This is a genomic window from Nocardioides sp. SLBN-35, assembly GCF_006715725.1.
Classification (GTDB): Bacteria; Actinomycetota; Actinomycetes; order Propionibacteriales; family Nocardioidaceae; genus Nocardioides.
This window is the reverse complement of record NZ_VFNU01000001.1, coordinates 4,102,487-4,117,049: the sequence shown is the minus strand read 5'-3', so window position 1 is coordinate 4,117,049 and position 14,563 is coordinate 4,102,487. Positions and strand designations below refer to the sequence as shown.

The window sequence follows — 14,563 nt, the reverse complement described above, 5'->3', positions numbered from 1 at the left end:
CCTCGGGGCGGAAGGTGGAGCTACTTGGCGACGACGATGCCGTCGAGGGTGACCTTGCGGCCGTTCTTGCTGACGACCTTGATCTTGAGGGTGCCGGCCTGGACGCTGCCGAGGTCGAGGACCGGGACGGTGACCTGGCCGGTGCCCTTGAGGCTGACCTTCTTGACCAGGTGGCCGTTCCAGAGGACCTTGACCTTGCCGCCCTTCTTCGCCTTGGTGAGCAGGAGCGAGAGGTGGCGCGCCTGGACGCCGGAGAGGGTGAGCTTGCGGCCCTTCTTCTGGGTGACGGTGGCGGTGTTGTTGAACGCGCCGGCCTTGGCGATCCGCTTCCACTTCTTGCCGCTCAGGGCGGTGTCGTCGAGCGGGACCGTGGTGCAGCGCTTCGGCGTGGTCGTCGCGTTGCCGGAGGTGTCGGTGGCCCGGGCCTGGAAGCAGTAGCTGGTGCCGAGAACGGCCGGGAAGGCGGCCGAGGTGCCCGGGGCGTTGTCGATCACGACCGCCGGAGCGCCGTGCTGCGCCTGGTTCCAGGCGGCCGCGGTCGCGTAGATGTCGGTCCCGGGCTGCAGGCCGGAGAGGGAGTCGGTGACCGACCACGCCAACGGAATCGACGTGGACATCGTGGTGGCGGCACCGGGCTGGCTGAGCGTGACCGCCGGACTGCCGGCGTCGAGGAAGCGGGCGAACGCGCCCTCGAGCGGCTTGAGGCCGATCGTGACCAGGTTGCCTCCCGCGTCGACGTCGGCGGCGGTGTCCGGCAGGTAGCCCTGCTCGGTGCTGACCGGTGCGAACGGCTGGACCTGGGACGTGCGGTAGTGCGTCACCACTCGGCTGTTGCCGCTGTGCTGGATGGCGCGCAGGCCGCCCTCGCCGGCGAGGGCGATCGGCCGCTGGGCGTCAGGGAGAGTTCCGGTGAGCGTCGCCGGGGTGCCCGGGTAGGCGCCGTCAGCCGCGCTGGCGTAGCGGATCGACTTCGTGCCGTCCTTCGTAACGACGTAGGCGAACAGTGCCTTCCCCTCGTCGTCGATGTCGACGCTCGGCTCCGATGCGAAGTCCTCGTCGAGGGAGACGAGATGACCGGGCAGCGCCGTACCGTCGGCGAGGACCGGGCTGGTCTCGGCCCGGTAGTAGGCGTTGGACACCACCGAGTAGATGACCTGGCCCTTGCCGTTCTCGCTGATCGCGACGTCGGCAGCCGAGGCGATGTTGCCGGAGTTGGAGGTGCTGTCGCCGAGGTTCCAGCCCTGACCGGGCGTACGGCGGCTCACCGTCATCACGTCGTTGATCAGGCCGGTGTAGTTGTAGGCGATCAGCGCCTCACCCTTGGAGTTCACGTCCAGGGCAGGGTTCCAGGCATCGCTCTCGGAGAGCGTCTTCGGTGCTCCCGGGCCGGCACCTTGCGGCCACTCCGTCACGAGCAGCTTGTTGTCGATGTTCTCGCCGTCGACCGTCGCGGCCGCAATGACCAGTCCGTCGCCGGCGACCCCGAGCTGCGGCTGCCCGACGACTTCGGTGCCGGACGGCGTCATCAGGTTCAGCCCGGTCCAGCTCGCCGGACCGACCTGTCGGCTGACCCGCAGGCGATCGACGCCGCCGACGTTCTCGACCCAGCCGACGGCAGCGGCGCCCTGGCCGTTGCTGGCCAGGACGAGCTTCGTCGCGTCGACGTCGCTGCGGACGACGGCATGCCCGGACCAGACGCCATCGGTGGCCGTGTAGGCGTGGACCGCGCCGTCGATGATGGCGGCCGCGACGGCGTCGCCGTCGCCGGTCGACACCACGTCGACGTCGGTCATCGCCCCGTTGGGGAAGGGGACCTTCGTCGAGGTCTTCCACGCGTCGGCATCGGCCGGGGTGGCGAGACCGAGGGTCAGGGTGCCGACGGCGAGTGCTGCGGTGGTGAGTCCGAGAAGCTGGGTACGCATGGTGCTGCCTTTCGCGGAGGGGGGGGGGGGGGGGGGGGGGGGTGTTCGACGGGAGTAGGAGCAGCCCGCCGGCAGGACCTTGCAGATTTCCGAGAACTTCTTTCAGCGGAGATCCGGTGCGGCCCGGTGACACCTACGTTCGTCCCGGCGGGGGTCCCGCCACATCCGCGCGCACCACGCAACCAACGCCCCGCACCACGGAGCCAACACGGAGCCAAGACCTGGCAAGAGGTTTCGAGACGAGTCGCCCGCCCCTCGCAGGCTCGGGCCGAGCCGATCGCTCCTCAACCCGCCGCCGTGTTGCACGCGTTCGCAGGCTCACGAGCGGCGCCGCCGCCTACGATGCCGACGTGCGCTCCCCGGTGCTCGTCTCGCGGACCCTCGAGCGCGCGCGCCTGCGCGGTGCCCTCGAGGCGCTCGGGCAGGGCCGGGGCGGGCTCTGGGTGCTGCGCGGCGACCCCGGGATCGGGAAGTCCCGCCTCGCGACCGCGGTGGCGGCGGAGGCCGCCGACCGAGGGCTCGAGGTGCTGTCCGGTCGCGCCGTCCCCTCGGGTACGCCGACCCCGCTCCGCCCGCTCAGCGAGGCCCTGCTCGGCTGGCTGCGCACCCATGAGGTCCCGGACGACCGGCTGCTGGCGCCGTACCTGCCCACGCTCGCGCGGCTCGCGCCCCAGCTCGGCCCGGTCGCGCCGGACGGCGTCTCCTCGGTGATGCTGCTCGGCGAGGGGCTGTTGCGGCTGGCCCGGACGGTCCCGGCGCCGGGCATGGTGCTCGTCATCGAGGACCTGCACTGGGCGGACCCCGAGACTCTGGCGCTCGTGGAGTACCTCGGCGACAACACCGGTGAGGTGCCGCTCCTGGTGCTGGCCACCAGCCGGCTGCACGAGTCGCCGGTCGCCAACGAGCTGGTCAGCGCGCTGGAGCGGCGGCGCTCCGCCGAGACGGTCGACCTGCTCCCGATGGCCGACGACGACATCGCCGCGATGGCGCGGGCCTGCCTGGACGCCGAGCCGTCCGGCGAGGTCGTGGCGTGGCTGCAGAAGTACAGCGCCGGATACCCGCTCTTCGTCGAGGAGATGCTCGCCGACCTGAGTGACGCCGGGCTCCTCGAGGGACCGCTTCCGGTGCTGGTCCCGCGGCCGTTCGCGCGCTCGGTCGAGGGCCGGCTCGCCGAGGTCGGGCCGGGGGCCCGCGAGGTCGCGACGGCCGCCGCGATGCTCGGCCCCGAGTTCGACTGGAGGCTGGTGTCCGAGGCCCTCGGGCTCTCGGACACCGACGTCGCCGGCGCCCTGCGCGAGCTGCGCGACCAGCGGCTCGTCGTGGCCGTGCCGCCCGACCGGTTCGTCTTCCGGCACGCGCTCACCCGCGAGGCCGTGCTCTCCGGGCTGCTCGCCCCCGAGCGAGCCCGCCTCGCCGGCGTGCTCGCCGCCGCGCTGGCCGGCCGCTCGACCGACTCGGCCGACGACCACCACCAGCTCGCCGAGCTGTTCGAGGCCGCCGGCGACGACGCCCGCGCCGTCGAGCTGTGGCTGGCGACCGCGCGGGACGCGATCGACCGCGGCGCCCTGGTCAGCGCCCGGGAGGCGATCGGCCGCGCCTTGGAGCGCTGTACGCCGGGCAGCGAGCTCGAGAGCCGGGCGCGGGAGGCCGAGGTCGAGGTGCACGCGCTCGCGGGCGACGTACCCCGGGCACTGGAGGCCGGGGAGCGGCTGACCGAGGAGCTCGCCGACGATCCCGGCCGGCTGGCCGCCGTACGACTCCGGTTGGCGCGGGCGCTGCTCGCCGGCGGCCGGTGGGACGAGGCCGAGGCGATGCTGGACGCCGCCGCGGGGCACGACCCGGTGCAGGCGCACGTCCTCGCGGCCCGGCTCGCGCTCGGCCGGGAGGACGATCTCGCGGCCGCCGAGCGGGCCTCCGCCGCGCTGGCCGCTGTGGGGGAGGACCGACCGGAGATCGCGTGCGAGGCGTGGGAGGTGCTCGGCCGGGCGACCCGGGCGCGCGACCACGTCGCCGGCGAGGAGGCCTTCGAGGCCGGCTACCGGCTCGCCGAGGCCGAGGACCTGCCGCTGTGGCGCTGCCGGCTGCTCGCCGCCCTCGGCGGCCTCGACCTGGCCGCCCGCCGCCCGACGGAGGACCGTCTGACGGCCGCCCGCCGGGTCGCGCTCGACGTCGGCGCCATCGCAGTGGCCGCGCGGATCGAGATCGACCTCAACCTGGTGCGGATCCGCTACCTCGACCTCGACGACGCGATGGCCGCCGTCGACAACGCGATCACGATGATGGACCGGCTCCGGCTGCCCGAGCTGCCGACGGCGTACCTCCTGCGCGCGGCGACCCACGGTCTCGCCGGCCGCACCGACGCGATGGAGGCCGACGTCGCGACGGCCGGCACGATGCCGATGGACGAGGCGCTGAGACTGGTCGGGATCCCCGGGCACATCCGGTCGTTCGTCGCCCTCGGACACGGTCGGTACGACGAGGCGCGGGCCCAGCTGGCGACGGCGATGGAGTACCACCGCCGCACGCCGAGCATGCCCTTCTCCCTGCGCGGGTTCTGGGCGCTGCTGGAGACGGCCGTCGGCGACGACGGTGGTGCGGCCGCGCGCGAGGAGGTGCGCACCGGCCCGCAGGCCAACAGCCCCCACAACGCCTTCGCGCTGAGGTACGCCGAGGCGATCGCCCTCGGTCGTGCCGGTGCGAGCGCCGAGGCCGAGCGGGTCTTCGCCGACGCGGAGTGGGGCCTGCCCGGCCGCGAGCCGTGGCCCGAGCTGCACGCCCGGCTGCTGGTCGCGACCGCGGCGGCCCGCGACGGCTGGGGCACGCCCGAGCCGTGGTTCCGGCACTGCCTCGACGGGCTGGTCGGCTACGGCCTCACCGAGGCCGCATCCGGATGCCGGGTCGCGATGCGGGAGGCCGGGTTCGCCGTACCGAGGAAGGCGGCGGGCGCCCAGCGGGTCCCGACCCACCTGCAGCGCCTCGGCGTGACCGCGCGCGAGCACGACGTGCTGGGGCTGGTGGCCGAAGGTCTGCAGAACAAGCAGATCGCCGACCGGCTCTACCTCTCGGTGCGGACCGTGGAGACCCACGTCGCCCGGCTGCTGCAGCGCACCGGGTGCGCCGATCGCAGCGAGCTCGCGGCGCATCTGGAGGCGCCTACAGCGTGATGCTCGGCCGGGTGGCCAGCCCGAGGTCCTCGACCGCCTCCAGCCGTTCGCACCACCACGACCGCGCGGTGCCGTGGGTGCCGGGCTCGAGCGCCGCCTCGAGATCGGGTACGGCGCCCGCGTCGGCCAGCTCCACCACGACCGTGCACCGGTCGTGGTCGGCGGCCAGCAGCCAGCGACTGGTCACGAACCCCGGCAGCCGCCGCAGCCACGGCGCCACCTCGTTGCGCAGCCGGGTCAGCACCTCGTCGCTGCGGTCGGGCACGAGGACCAGGGTGGCCAGCAGCGTCGTCATGGCTCCAGGGTCGCCGCCGGGTGCCGGGCGCTACATCCGTGGCGGGTACGGACTCAAGGAAATGACCGCCGGCAGCGATGACTTCTGTCGGTGGTCGGGGTCACAGTGGGGAGGAGCGGTCAGCGAACAGCCACGAGGAGGAGCGATGACGACGATCCTGATGGTGGGCACCCGCAAGGGGCTCTGGGTCGGCCGGTCGGAGGACCGGGTCGAGTGGGACTTCACCGGTCCCCACCACGACATGGAGGAGGTCTACTCCTGCCTGGTCGACACCCGCATGTCCACCCCGAGGCTCTTCGCCGGCGCGTCCTCGAGCTGGCTGGGCCCCCAGCTGCGCTGGTCCGACGACCTCGGCGAGACCTGGCAGGAGACCCCCAACGGCGCGATCCGGTTCCCCGAGGGGGCCGGCGCGACGGTCGAGCGGATCTGGCAGGTCGTCCCCGGCGTCGGCGACGGCGTCCTGCACGCCGGCACCGAGCCCGGTGCGGTGTTCACCTCGCGCGACGGCGGTGCCAGCTTCGCGCTCGAGGAGGGGCTGTGGAACCACCCGCACCGCGAGCAGTGGGGTGCGGGCTTCGGCGGCCAGGCCTTCCACACCGTCCTTCCGCACCCCAGCGACCCGGCGTCCATGACGGTCGCCATCTCCACCGGTGGCGTCTACCGCACCACCGACGGCGGCGCCTCGTGGGAGCCGCGCAACAAGGGCATCCGCGCCGACTTCCTCCCCGAGGACCAGCGCTATCCCGAGTTCGGGCAGTGCGTCCACAAGGTCACCCGCCATCCCTCGCGCCCCGAGCGGCTCTACGCCCAGAACCACGGCGGCGTCTACCGCTCCGACGACGAGGGCGGCTCCTGGACCTCGATCGGCGACGACCTGCCCAGCGACTTCGGTTTCCCGATCGTCGTCCACCCGCATCGCCCCGACACGATCTGGGTGTTCCCGCTCGGCGGCGGCGACCGCCGCTACCCGCCCGACGCCAAGGCGCGCGTGTGGCGCTCCGACGACGCGGGGGAGTCCTGGACGCCGTACGGCACCGGTCTGCCGGACGCCTTCTACGTCGGCGTCATGCGCGACGCCCTCTGCGCCGACTCCCACGACCCCGCCGGCCTCTACTTCGGCGCCCGCAACGGCTCGGTCTGGGCCTCGGCCGACGACGGCGAGACCTGGCGCCAGGTCGCGGCCGACCTGCCCGACGTCATGTCGGTCAAGGCCGGGGTCTCCTAGGCTCGCGCCATGCCTGCCTTCTCGCAGACCCACGAGACGACGGTCGCTGCCCCGGCCGCGACCGTCCACGCCCTCGTCGATGACTTCCACGAGTGGATCAAGTGGTCCCCGTGGGAGGGCCTCGACCCCGACCTCAAGCGGACGTACGGCGGCGCCGGCGTGGGGGCGACGTACGCCTGGTCCGGCAACAAGCAGGCAGGCGAGGGCCGGATGACCTTCACCTCGATCACCCCGACCCAGGTGGTCGTCGACCTCGAGTTCCTCAAGCCGTTCAAGGCCCAGAACGTCGTCACCTTCGACCTCACACCTGCCGGCACGGACACCCGGGTGGCCTGGACGATGAGCGGCCAGCGCAACCTCGCGTTCGCGGTGATGGGGAAGCTGTTCTTCGACAAGGCGATCGCCAAGGACTTCCGGCGGGGGCTGGCCTCGCTGAAGGCAGCGGCCGAGGAGAAATGAGTTTCACCGGTCGACCGGTGAAACTCCCGCCTGGACGAGGAAGCTTCCTCGTCCAAGCGCCAGTTTCGTCGTCCAACCCCGCCAGTTTCACCGGTCGACCGGTGAAACTGGCGGCTGGCCCACAGGCGTAGCCTTGGCGCATGCCCACCCTTCGTTCCGCGACGTCCACCTCGGGCCGCAACATGGCCGGCGCGCGCGCCCTCTGGCGCGCCACCGGCATGACGGACTCGGACTTCGGCAAGCCGATCATCGCCATCGCGAACTCGTTCACCGAGTTCGTCCCCGGTCACGTCCACCTGCGTGACCTCGGCAAGATCGTCGCGGAGTCGGTCGTAGCGGCCGGCGGCGTCGCGAAGGAGTTCAACACGATCGCGGTCGACGACGGCATCGCGATGGGCCACGGCGGCATGCTCTACTCCCTGCCCAGCCGCGAGCTGATCGCCGACGCGGTCGAGTACATGGTCCAGGCCCACTGCGCCGACGCGATCGTGTGCATCTCCAACTGCGACAAGATCACCCCCGGCATGCTGCTGGCCGCGCTGCGGCTCAACATCCCGGTCGTGTTCGTGTCCGGCGGCCCCATGGAGGCCGGCAAGACCACGGCCATCGAGGGCATCGTCCACAGCAAGCTCGACCTGGTCGACGCGATGGTGGCCTCGGCCAACGAGGCCGTCTCCGACGACCAGCTCGACACCATCGAGCGCTCGGCCTGCCCGACCTGCGGCTCGTGCTCGGGCATGTTCACCGCCAACTCGATGAACTGCCTGACCGAGGCGATCGGCCTGTCCCTGCCGGGCAACGGCTCGACGTTGGCCACCCACGCCAAGCGCCGCGCGCTGTTCGAGGAGGCCGGGCGGGTCGTCATGGACCTGTGCCGCCGCTACTACGAGGACGACGACGAGTCGGTCCTGCCGCGCAACATCGCCAGCCGCGATGCGTTCGAGAACGCCGTGGCCCTCGACGTCGCGATGGGCGGTTCGACCAACACCGTGCTCCACCTGCTGGCTGCGGCCCGCGAGGCCGAGCTCGACTTCGACGTCCACGACATCGACGCGATCTCGCGTCGCGTCCCGTGCCTCAGCAAGGTCGCGCCGAACTCCCCGAAGTTCCACATGGAGGATGTCCACCGCGCCGGCGGCATCCCCGCGCTCCTCGGCGAGCTGCGCCGCGGCGGCGCGCTCAAGGAAGGCGTCCACTCGGTCCACTCCCCGAACCTCGACGAGTGGCTCGGCGCGTGGGACATCCGCGGCGCGAGCCCTTCGCCCGAGGCGCTGGAGCTGTTCCAGGCTGCCCCCGGCGGCGTCCGGACGACGGAGCCGTTCTCGACCGAGAACCGCTGGGGCACCCTCGACACCGATGCGGCCGAGGGCTGCATCCGCGACTTCGACCACGCCTACACCGCCGACGGTGGCCTGGCTATCCTCACCGGCAACATCGCGGTCGACGGCTGCGTCGTGAAGTCGGCCGGCGTCCCCGAGGAGTCGCTGACCTTCCACGGCACCGCGATCGTCTTCGAGTCCCAGGACGCCGCGGTGGAGGGCATCCTCGGGAAGAAGGTGGAGGAAGGCCATGTCGTGGTCATCCGCTACGAGGGGCCCAAGGGCGGCCCCGGCATGCAGGAGATGCTCTACCCGACGGCCTTCCTCAAGGGCCGCGGCCTGGGCCAGAAGTGCGCCCTCATCACCGACGGCCGGTTCTCCGGCGGCACCAGCGGCCTGTCCATCGGGCACATCTCGCCCGAGGCGGCCGGCGGCGGCCTGATCGCGCTGATCGAGGACGGTGACCCGATCTCGATCGACATCCCCAACCGCAGCATCCACCTCGACGTCGACGAGCACACGCTCGCCGAGCGCCGGGTGCTGCAGGAGAAGCGCGACAAGCCGTACACGCCCCTCGACCGCCAGCGCCCGGTCTCTGCCGCGCTGCGGGCCTACGCGTCGATGGCGACCGCGGCCTCCGACGGCGCGTACCGCCGCGTCCCCGAATGATCGCGGGCTGAGCATTGGGCAAGGTCCACGCCAGGGTCGAGGGTCGGCTCCGGGAGTTCGTCGACGCGCAGCAGGTGTTCTTCGTCGCCACCGCGCCGCTCGCCGGCGACGGCCACCTGAACCTGTCGCCGCGCGGCATCCCGGGCACCTTCGGCATGGTCGACGAGGCCACCTTCGCCTGGCTCGACGGCACCGGCAGCGGCAGCGAGACGATCGCGCACCTGCGTGAGAACGGCCGGATCACGGTGATGTTCTGCGCCTTCGAGGGCGCCCCCAACATCGTGCGCTTCCACGGCCGCGGCCGGGTCGTCACGGTCTACGACGAGGAGTACGCCGGGCTCGCGGCCCGGTTCGCCGACCTGCCCGGTGCGCGGGCCGTGGTCGTGGTCGACATCGAGCGGATCTCCGACTCGTGCGGCTGGACGGTCCCGCTGATGGAGTACGCCGGGGAGCGCGACCTGCTGGCGCCCTACTTCGAGCGCAAGGGGATCGACGGCTCGGCCGACTACCGGCGCCGCAAGAACCGCACCAGCATCGACGGGCTGCCCGCCTTCGACTTCGACCCGCTCGACGAGTGGTCGACGCTCGCCGGCCTCGGCCGGATCCGGGAGCGGCTCGCCAGCCAGATCGACGGCTGGACCGCGCCGTACTCCTGGGCGCTCGCCCACGACGGCGAGATCTCCCACGTCAACGCGCCGGGCGCCCAGCACGGTCTGCCGGCGGTGATCCTGGCGACCGTGCTCAAGCACGACGGCGCGACCGCGACCCTCGAGGTCAGCCGCCAGCAGCTGGACGAGGCGATCACCACCCTCGCGCCGGCCAGTGCCTGCACCGAGGTCGGGCACCCCAACCTCGCCGCCTGGCGGGAGCTTCGCGACGCCCACGACGAGCGCGGCGGCACCATCACCGCCGTCTTCGTCCGCGACGCCGCCGACCCGGAGACCTCCGCGACCGACGCGACCCTGCGCTCGCGCTGGTGACCGGCCCGCACCGCATCGCCGCGGTCGTCATCCTCGGCCTGGCCCTGCTGCTCGCCGCGTTCACCGACCCCGGGCACACCGACCGCGGTGCCGTACGCCGGCCCGAGCCGGTCGCCGTACCCGGAACCCCCGAGACCCCCGCGCCCGTCCCTCCCGCACCGCCGACCCTGCCCGCCGGCACCCCGCGCTGGCAGAGCGAGCGGGTCCTGCCGGACCGCGGGATGCTCGTCGCCTACTACGGCACGCCCGGCACCGGCTCCCTCGGCGTGCTGGGGGAGACCTCGCCGAGGAAGGCCTTCCGCCGCCTGCAGCGCGCCGCCGCCCCGTTCGCGCGCCCGGGCCGACCGGTGCGCCCGGTGTTCGAGCTGATCGTCAGCGTCGCCGACGGCCACCCCGGCAAGGACCGCGACTTCAGCCACGACATCCGCAGGTCCGCCGTCCGGGCGTACGTCGACGCGGCCCGCGACCTCGGCGCCCTCCTCGTGCTCGACCTCCAGACCGGCCGCACCGACTTCCTCGAGGTCGCGAAGCGCTGGGAGTGGGCGCTCGAGCAGCCCCACGTCAGCCTGGCCATCGACCCCGAGTGGCGGGTCCGCCGCGGCCAGCGTCCCGCCCGGGTCATCGGCAGCGTCGGCGCCGGCGAGGTCAACCGCACCACCGCGTGGCTCTCGAGGCTGGTCGTCGAGCACGACCTGCCCGAGAAGCTGTTCGTCGTCCACCAGTTCCGCACGTCGATGGTGCGCCACATCGGCCGGGTCAAGCCCCGCGACGGACTCCAGCTTCTCCAGCACGTCGATGGGTTCGGCAACCGCGGCCAGAAGCTCGCCACCTACCGCACCGTCGCCCGGCCCGACATCTTCGCAATGGGCTTCAAGCTGTTCTACGACGAGGACTTCAACCTGATGGGCGCCAAGGCGGTCCACCGGATCCGGCCCCGGGTCCGCTTCGTTTCCTACCAGTGAGCGAGAGGGTGTCGATGGAGACCAACGCGCACGGCCAGGGGCTCGGTGCCCCGATCCCGGGCTGGGAGCCGCGGCCGTGGCCCGAGCCGGTCCTGCTGCACGGCCGCTATGTCGCGGTCGAACCGCTGGGCTCGGCCCGCTACGCCGAGCTCTTCGCGGCGACCTGTGGCGACGACGACGCCGACCTGTGGACCTACCGGCCGATCCCGAGGCCGCGCACCCTGCCCGAGCTGTGGATGCATCTCGCCGCCCACCTCGACGACCCCGCCATGGTGACCTTCGCGCTCGTCCCGCTGGAGGGCGAGGCCGCCGGTACGGCGGCCGGCATCGCGTCGTACATGCGCATCGAGACCGGCCACGGCCAGGTCGAGGTCGCCGGCGTCCTCTTCGGCCGCGCGCTGCAGCGCACCCGTGCCGCCACCGAGGCGATCCACCTGCTGATGCGCAACGCCTTCGACCTCGGCTACCGGCGCTTCGAGTGGAAGTGCGACAGCCTCAACGAGCCGTCGCGGAAGGCCGCACTCCGCCTGGGCTTCGTCGAGGAGGGTCGCTTCCGCAACCACATGGTCACCCAGGGACGCAACCGCGACACTGACTGGTTCTCGGTCACCGACGACGAGTGGCCTGCGGTGTGCGCGGCCCACGAGCAGTGGCTCGACCCGGCGAACTTCGACGACGCGGGCCGGCAGCGCACTGCGCTCTCCGTCGCGCGCTAGGCAGGGCCTAGCGTCCGAGCACCTGCAGCACGGACTGCGCCTGGGCCCGCGCGCCGGCGGAGTTCGGGTGCGCGGGTACGGCGACGGCGAGGCCGTTGAGCGAGATCACGCCGAGCCCCTCGACGTACCGGGTCAGCGGGCCGGTGCACACGTGGTGCCCGGTGCTGAGCGGGTGCGTGTCGACCAGCTCCGCGCCGCCGCGGCCGGCGGCCCGCACGAGCATCGCGTTGAGCTTGGCGAAGGTGTCGTGCAGGTAGGCCATGTCGGGGTTCGTGATCGGCACGACCGGCCAGCAGCCGCGCTGCGGGATCGCGTCGAGGTAGTTGACCAGCAGCACCCGGGCCTCGGGCGAGCGGCGGTGGATCTCCTCGAGCGCGCCGACCACCTTGTCCTCGGACGCCTCGATCGCGGCCGCGAGCTGGTCGACCCCGCCGGCGGTGAACCGCTCCTTGCAGGCCCCCAGCGGCGGCTGCGAGAGGTCGACGAGGGGCAGCACCCCGGGCAAGGGCAGCGTGGGTGCCGGGAGGCCGATCGGCGAGAGCGAGATGCACGACATCGCCGCGCTCGCGACCCCTGCGTCGTTGCCGCCGATGCCGACCGTGACCAGGTCCGTGGTGGGCGTGAGGCGGTCGAACTGGGGTGGGTTCACGCCGCCGAGCGGCAGCTTCTGCGGCTGCGTGAAGTCGTCGGTCGTCGCGGAGCCGCAGGTCGCGTCGCGGAACGTCGTGACGCCGAGCTGCCGGCCCACCAGCTTGGGGTAGTTGCGGTGCGACTGGGCGCAGTCGATCGGCGCGTACGTCGCGTCCGGCAGCCCGTCCTTGTCGAGGAGGACGACATCGGCCGACCACGAGTCGCCCAGCGCGACGTACTCGTCGTAGGCGGGCTGGTCCGCTGCCAGCGTGGGCGCGGGCGCCGCGACGGCGAGGACCGGGACCGCCAGGGCCAGGGACCCGAGCAGGACGCGCAGGGTGGTGGTACGACGCGGGAGCATGTTCTCCACAACGAGTGGAGGTGACCGCGGTCACTGTCGGGGGCCGGTGCTTGGGTGGAGGCATGGACCAGCGGATCAGCTTCATCACCCTCGCGGCCGACGACCTCGACGCCACCCGGCGCTTCTACCGCGACGGCCTGGGCTGGGTGCCCGAGCTCGACGTGCCCGGCGAGGTGCTCATGTTCAAGGCGGGCCAGCTGCTCGTCCTGTCCTTCTGGGGACGCAGCCACTTCGAGGCCGAGGTGGGGGCGACCATGCGCGGGCCGGGCGTCGCCCCGATCACGATCTCCCACAACATGCCGACGCCCGAGGGCGTCGACGAGGTGCTCGAGGCGGCGCGGGCGGCCGGCGCGCCCGAGGTGCACCCCGCCCGGGAGCGCGACTGGGGCGGCTACTCCGGCTACTTCGCCGACCCCGACGGCTACCGGTGGGAAGTCGCCTACAACCCCGGACCCGTGGGGGAGGTGGTGCTGCCCTGAGCAGCCACAACTCAACAGGGGAGCCGACGCAGGCGGCTGAGTTCACGGTCGAGCTGCTGGGCGGCGTGGTGCGCCGCGACCTGCTGGCCGACGACCTGGTGCTCAACGTGAACTTCCCGTTCGTCGGTCCGGGCGAGCGCCTCGGCCGCGCGGTCAAAGCCGACGTCGGCCGCAGCAGCGACCTCGGCCTGACCTACGCGGGCGACGTGCCGGCCACGGGCGGCACCTACCTCCTCTCGGCGGGTGCGCCGGCGACAGAGACCCGGCCGAACGCCGACACCACGGCGCTGGCCAGCGACAACATCCCGGTGACCGCCCTCGACGGCGACTGGGGCAAGCCGATGCCGGTCGGGATCCGGCTGCTGCTGGGCTCGCTGCGCTGAGCTGGGCCTGCGGCGCTCCTGACGCCCGGACGGGGTGTCCGCCAGAATGGGAGGCGTGGCGGACACCTCGGCAGGCGACCTGCTCTCGACGGTGATCTGCGACCTGGTCGCCGACATCCGTGACGGGCGGGAGCCGGCGTTGGCCGACGCACCCGACGCCGTCCACCGGCTGCGCACGTCGGTTCGCCGGTTGCGCAACGTGCTGGCCGGGTTCGAGCGGTACGTCGAGAGGCGGCCGGCGCGGGAGCTGCGCGGCCACCTGGCGTCGTACGGCACCCTGCTGGGGGCCGGACGCGATCTGGAGGTCCGGGCCGAGGACTGCCGGCGGGTCCTCGCGGCGCTCGGGCGGACCGATCTCGAGCCGACCCTGGTGGAGCCGCTCCTCGCCGCGCACGACGGTGCGCACGCGGTCCTCGTCGCGTGGCACGGGTCGCCGGACGCGGTGGCGCTGGACCACCTCCTCGCGACGTGGGGCGAGGAGGTTCCGGTGACCGACCGTGCCCGGCGTCGCGCCGACCGGGTGAGGGCGAGGGTGCTGCGCCGCGAGCTGGAGCGGGTGCTGGACCGCGCGGCCGTGGGGGAGGCCTCCCACGACGTCCGCAAGGCCGCGCGCCGGCTGCGCCACGTCGCCGAGGCGGTCGGTGCCGCCGATCTCGCCCGCGCGGGCAAGGACGTCCAGGGCCGCCTCGGCGACCACCGCGACGCCCTCCTGCTCGCCCGGTACCTGTGGTCGGCCGGTGCGCCGGCGGTCGTGGTCGCCCAGGTCGAGGCGGGGGCCAGCCGCGCCCTCGAGGGCCTGCCGGGGGACCTCGCCGTGCTCCGTTCGCTCGACGGCGCGACGGACGAATCCTGAGACTGCTGTCTTGCCATCTGAGACGTGTGGGACACTGGTTCGACGGCACGACGTGCGGCGGCTACGGTGATTCCATGCATGACCTGCTTCTCGTACGCACCGGACGCGCCGGCTGATCCTGACCAGGACAATCCGTCAGTCAATCG

The 14,563-nt window shown here is 72.9% G+C and carries 13 protein-coding genes; 10 read left to right on the top strand and 3 right to left on the bottom strand.

Features of this window, described 5'->3' with window-relative positions; genetic code table 11:
- Nucleotides 1-20 precede the first annotated feature (20 nt).
- Complete coding sequence (locus tag FBY23_RS19875) at nucleotides 21-1,922, bottom strand: hypothetical protein (protein WP_141799724.1); 1,902 nt, start codon at nucleotides 1,920-1,922, stop codon at nucleotides 21-23.
- Between the two features lie 350 nt (nucleotides 1,923-2,272).
- On the opposite strand from FBY23_RS19875, the gene FBY23_RS19870 reads away from it, so the two are divergent.
- On the top strand, nucleotides 2,273-5,086 hold the full coding sequence (locus FBY23_RS19870) for an AAA family ATPase (protein WP_160158299.1): 2,814 nt from the start codon (nucleotides 2,273-2,275) through the stop codon (nucleotides 5,084-5,086).
- Here FBY23_RS19870 and FBY23_RS19865 read toward each other — a convergent pair.
- On the bottom strand, nucleotides 5,076-5,381 hold the full coding sequence (locus tag FBY23_RS19865) for a hypothetical protein (protein ID WP_141799722.1): 306 nt from the start codon (nucleotides 5,379-5,381) through the stop codon (nucleotides 5,076-5,078). The two genes, FBY23_RS19870 and FBY23_RS19865, sit on opposite strands and share 11 nt — an antisense overlap.
- Before the next feature lie 145 nt (nucleotides 5,382-5,526).
- Between FBY23_RS19865 and FBY23_RS19860 the strand changes: the two genes are divergently transcribed.
- The 6 genes from FBY23_RS19860 (at nucleotide 5,527) to FBY23_RS19835 (ending at nucleotide 11,711) form a co-directional block, all read left to right on the top strand.
- On the top strand, nucleotides 5,527-6,606 hold the full coding sequence (locus FBY23_RS19860) for an exo-alpha-sialidase (RefSeq protein WP_141799721.1): 1,080 nt from the start codon (nucleotides 5,527-5,529) through the stop codon (nucleotides 6,604-6,606).
- A 9-nt stretch (nucleotides 6,607-6,615) separates the two neighbouring features.
- On the top strand, nucleotides 6,616-7,065 hold the full coding sequence (locus tag FBY23_RS19855) for an SRPBCC family protein (protein ID WP_141799720.1): 450 nt from the start codon (nucleotides 6,616-6,618) through the stop codon (nucleotides 7,063-7,065).
- A gap of 140 nt (nucleotides 7,066-7,205) precedes the next feature.
- A complete protein-coding gene (gene ilvD, locus FBY23_RS19850; protein WP_141799719.1) occupies nucleotides 7,206-9,053 on the top strand; it encodes a dihydroxy-acid dehydratase in 1,848 nt (615 codons plus the stop codon).
- Nucleotides 9,054-9,067: 14 nt separating this feature from the next.
- Nucleotides 9,068-10,033 carry a pyridoxamine 5'-phosphate oxidase family protein gene (locus FBY23_RS26745; RefSeq protein ID WP_260806095.1) on the top strand — a complete coding sequence of 322 codons (966 nt, stop codon included), beginning with the start codon at nucleotides 9,068-9,070 and terminating at the stop codon, nucleotides 10,031-10,033.
- Nucleotides 10,030-10,995 (top strand): hypothetical protein, encoded by a 966-nt coding sequence (locus tag FBY23_RS19840; protein ID WP_141799718.1) that lies wholly within the window; start codon nucleotides 10,030-10,032, stop codon nucleotides 10,993-10,995. The genes FBY23_RS26745 and FBY23_RS19840 overlap by 4 nt, the downstream gene beginning before the upstream one ends.
- Before the next feature lie 14 nt (nucleotides 10,996-11,009).
- Nucleotides 11,010-11,711, top strand: coding sequence for a GNAT family N-acetyltransferase (locus tag FBY23_RS19835; RefSeq protein ID WP_141799717.1), 702 nt, complete (start codon nucleotides 11,010-11,012; stop codon nucleotides 11,709-11,711).
- A gap of 7 nt (nucleotides 11,712-11,718) precedes the next feature.
- On the opposite strand, the gene FBY23_RS19830 is transcribed toward FBY23_RS19835, so the two are convergent.
- Nucleotides 11,719-12,702: an SGNH/GDSL hydrolase family protein gene (locus tag FBY23_RS19830; RefSeq protein WP_260806595.1), complete on the bottom strand. Its 984-nt coding sequence runs from the start codon at nucleotides 12,700-12,702 to the stop codon at nucleotides 11,719-11,721.
- A gap of 62 nt (nucleotides 12,703-12,764) precedes the next feature.
- Here FBY23_RS19830 and FBY23_RS19825 point away from each other — a divergent pair, with 62 nt between their 5' ends.
- From FBY23_RS19825 to FBY23_RS19815, 3 genes are all read left to right on the top strand, one after another.
- Nucleotides 12,765-13,181 (top strand): VOC family protein, encoded by a 417-nt coding sequence (locus tag FBY23_RS19825; protein WP_141799715.1) that lies wholly within the window; start codon nucleotides 12,765-12,767, stop codon nucleotides 13,179-13,181.
- A 65-nt stretch (nucleotides 13,182-13,246) separates the two neighbouring features.
- A complete protein-coding gene (locus tag FBY23_RS19820) occupies nucleotides 13,247-13,564 on the top strand; it encodes a hypothetical protein (RefSeq protein ID WP_141799714.1) in 318 nt (105 codons plus the stop codon).
- A gap of 55 nt (nucleotides 13,565-13,619) precedes the next feature.
- On the top strand, nucleotides 13,620-14,417 hold the full coding sequence (locus FBY23_RS19815; protein ID WP_160158298.1) for a CHAD domain-containing protein: 798 nt from the start codon (nucleotides 13,620-13,622) through the stop codon (nucleotides 14,415-14,417).
- The last annotated feature ends 146 nt before the right edge of the window (nucleotides 14,418-14,563 follow it).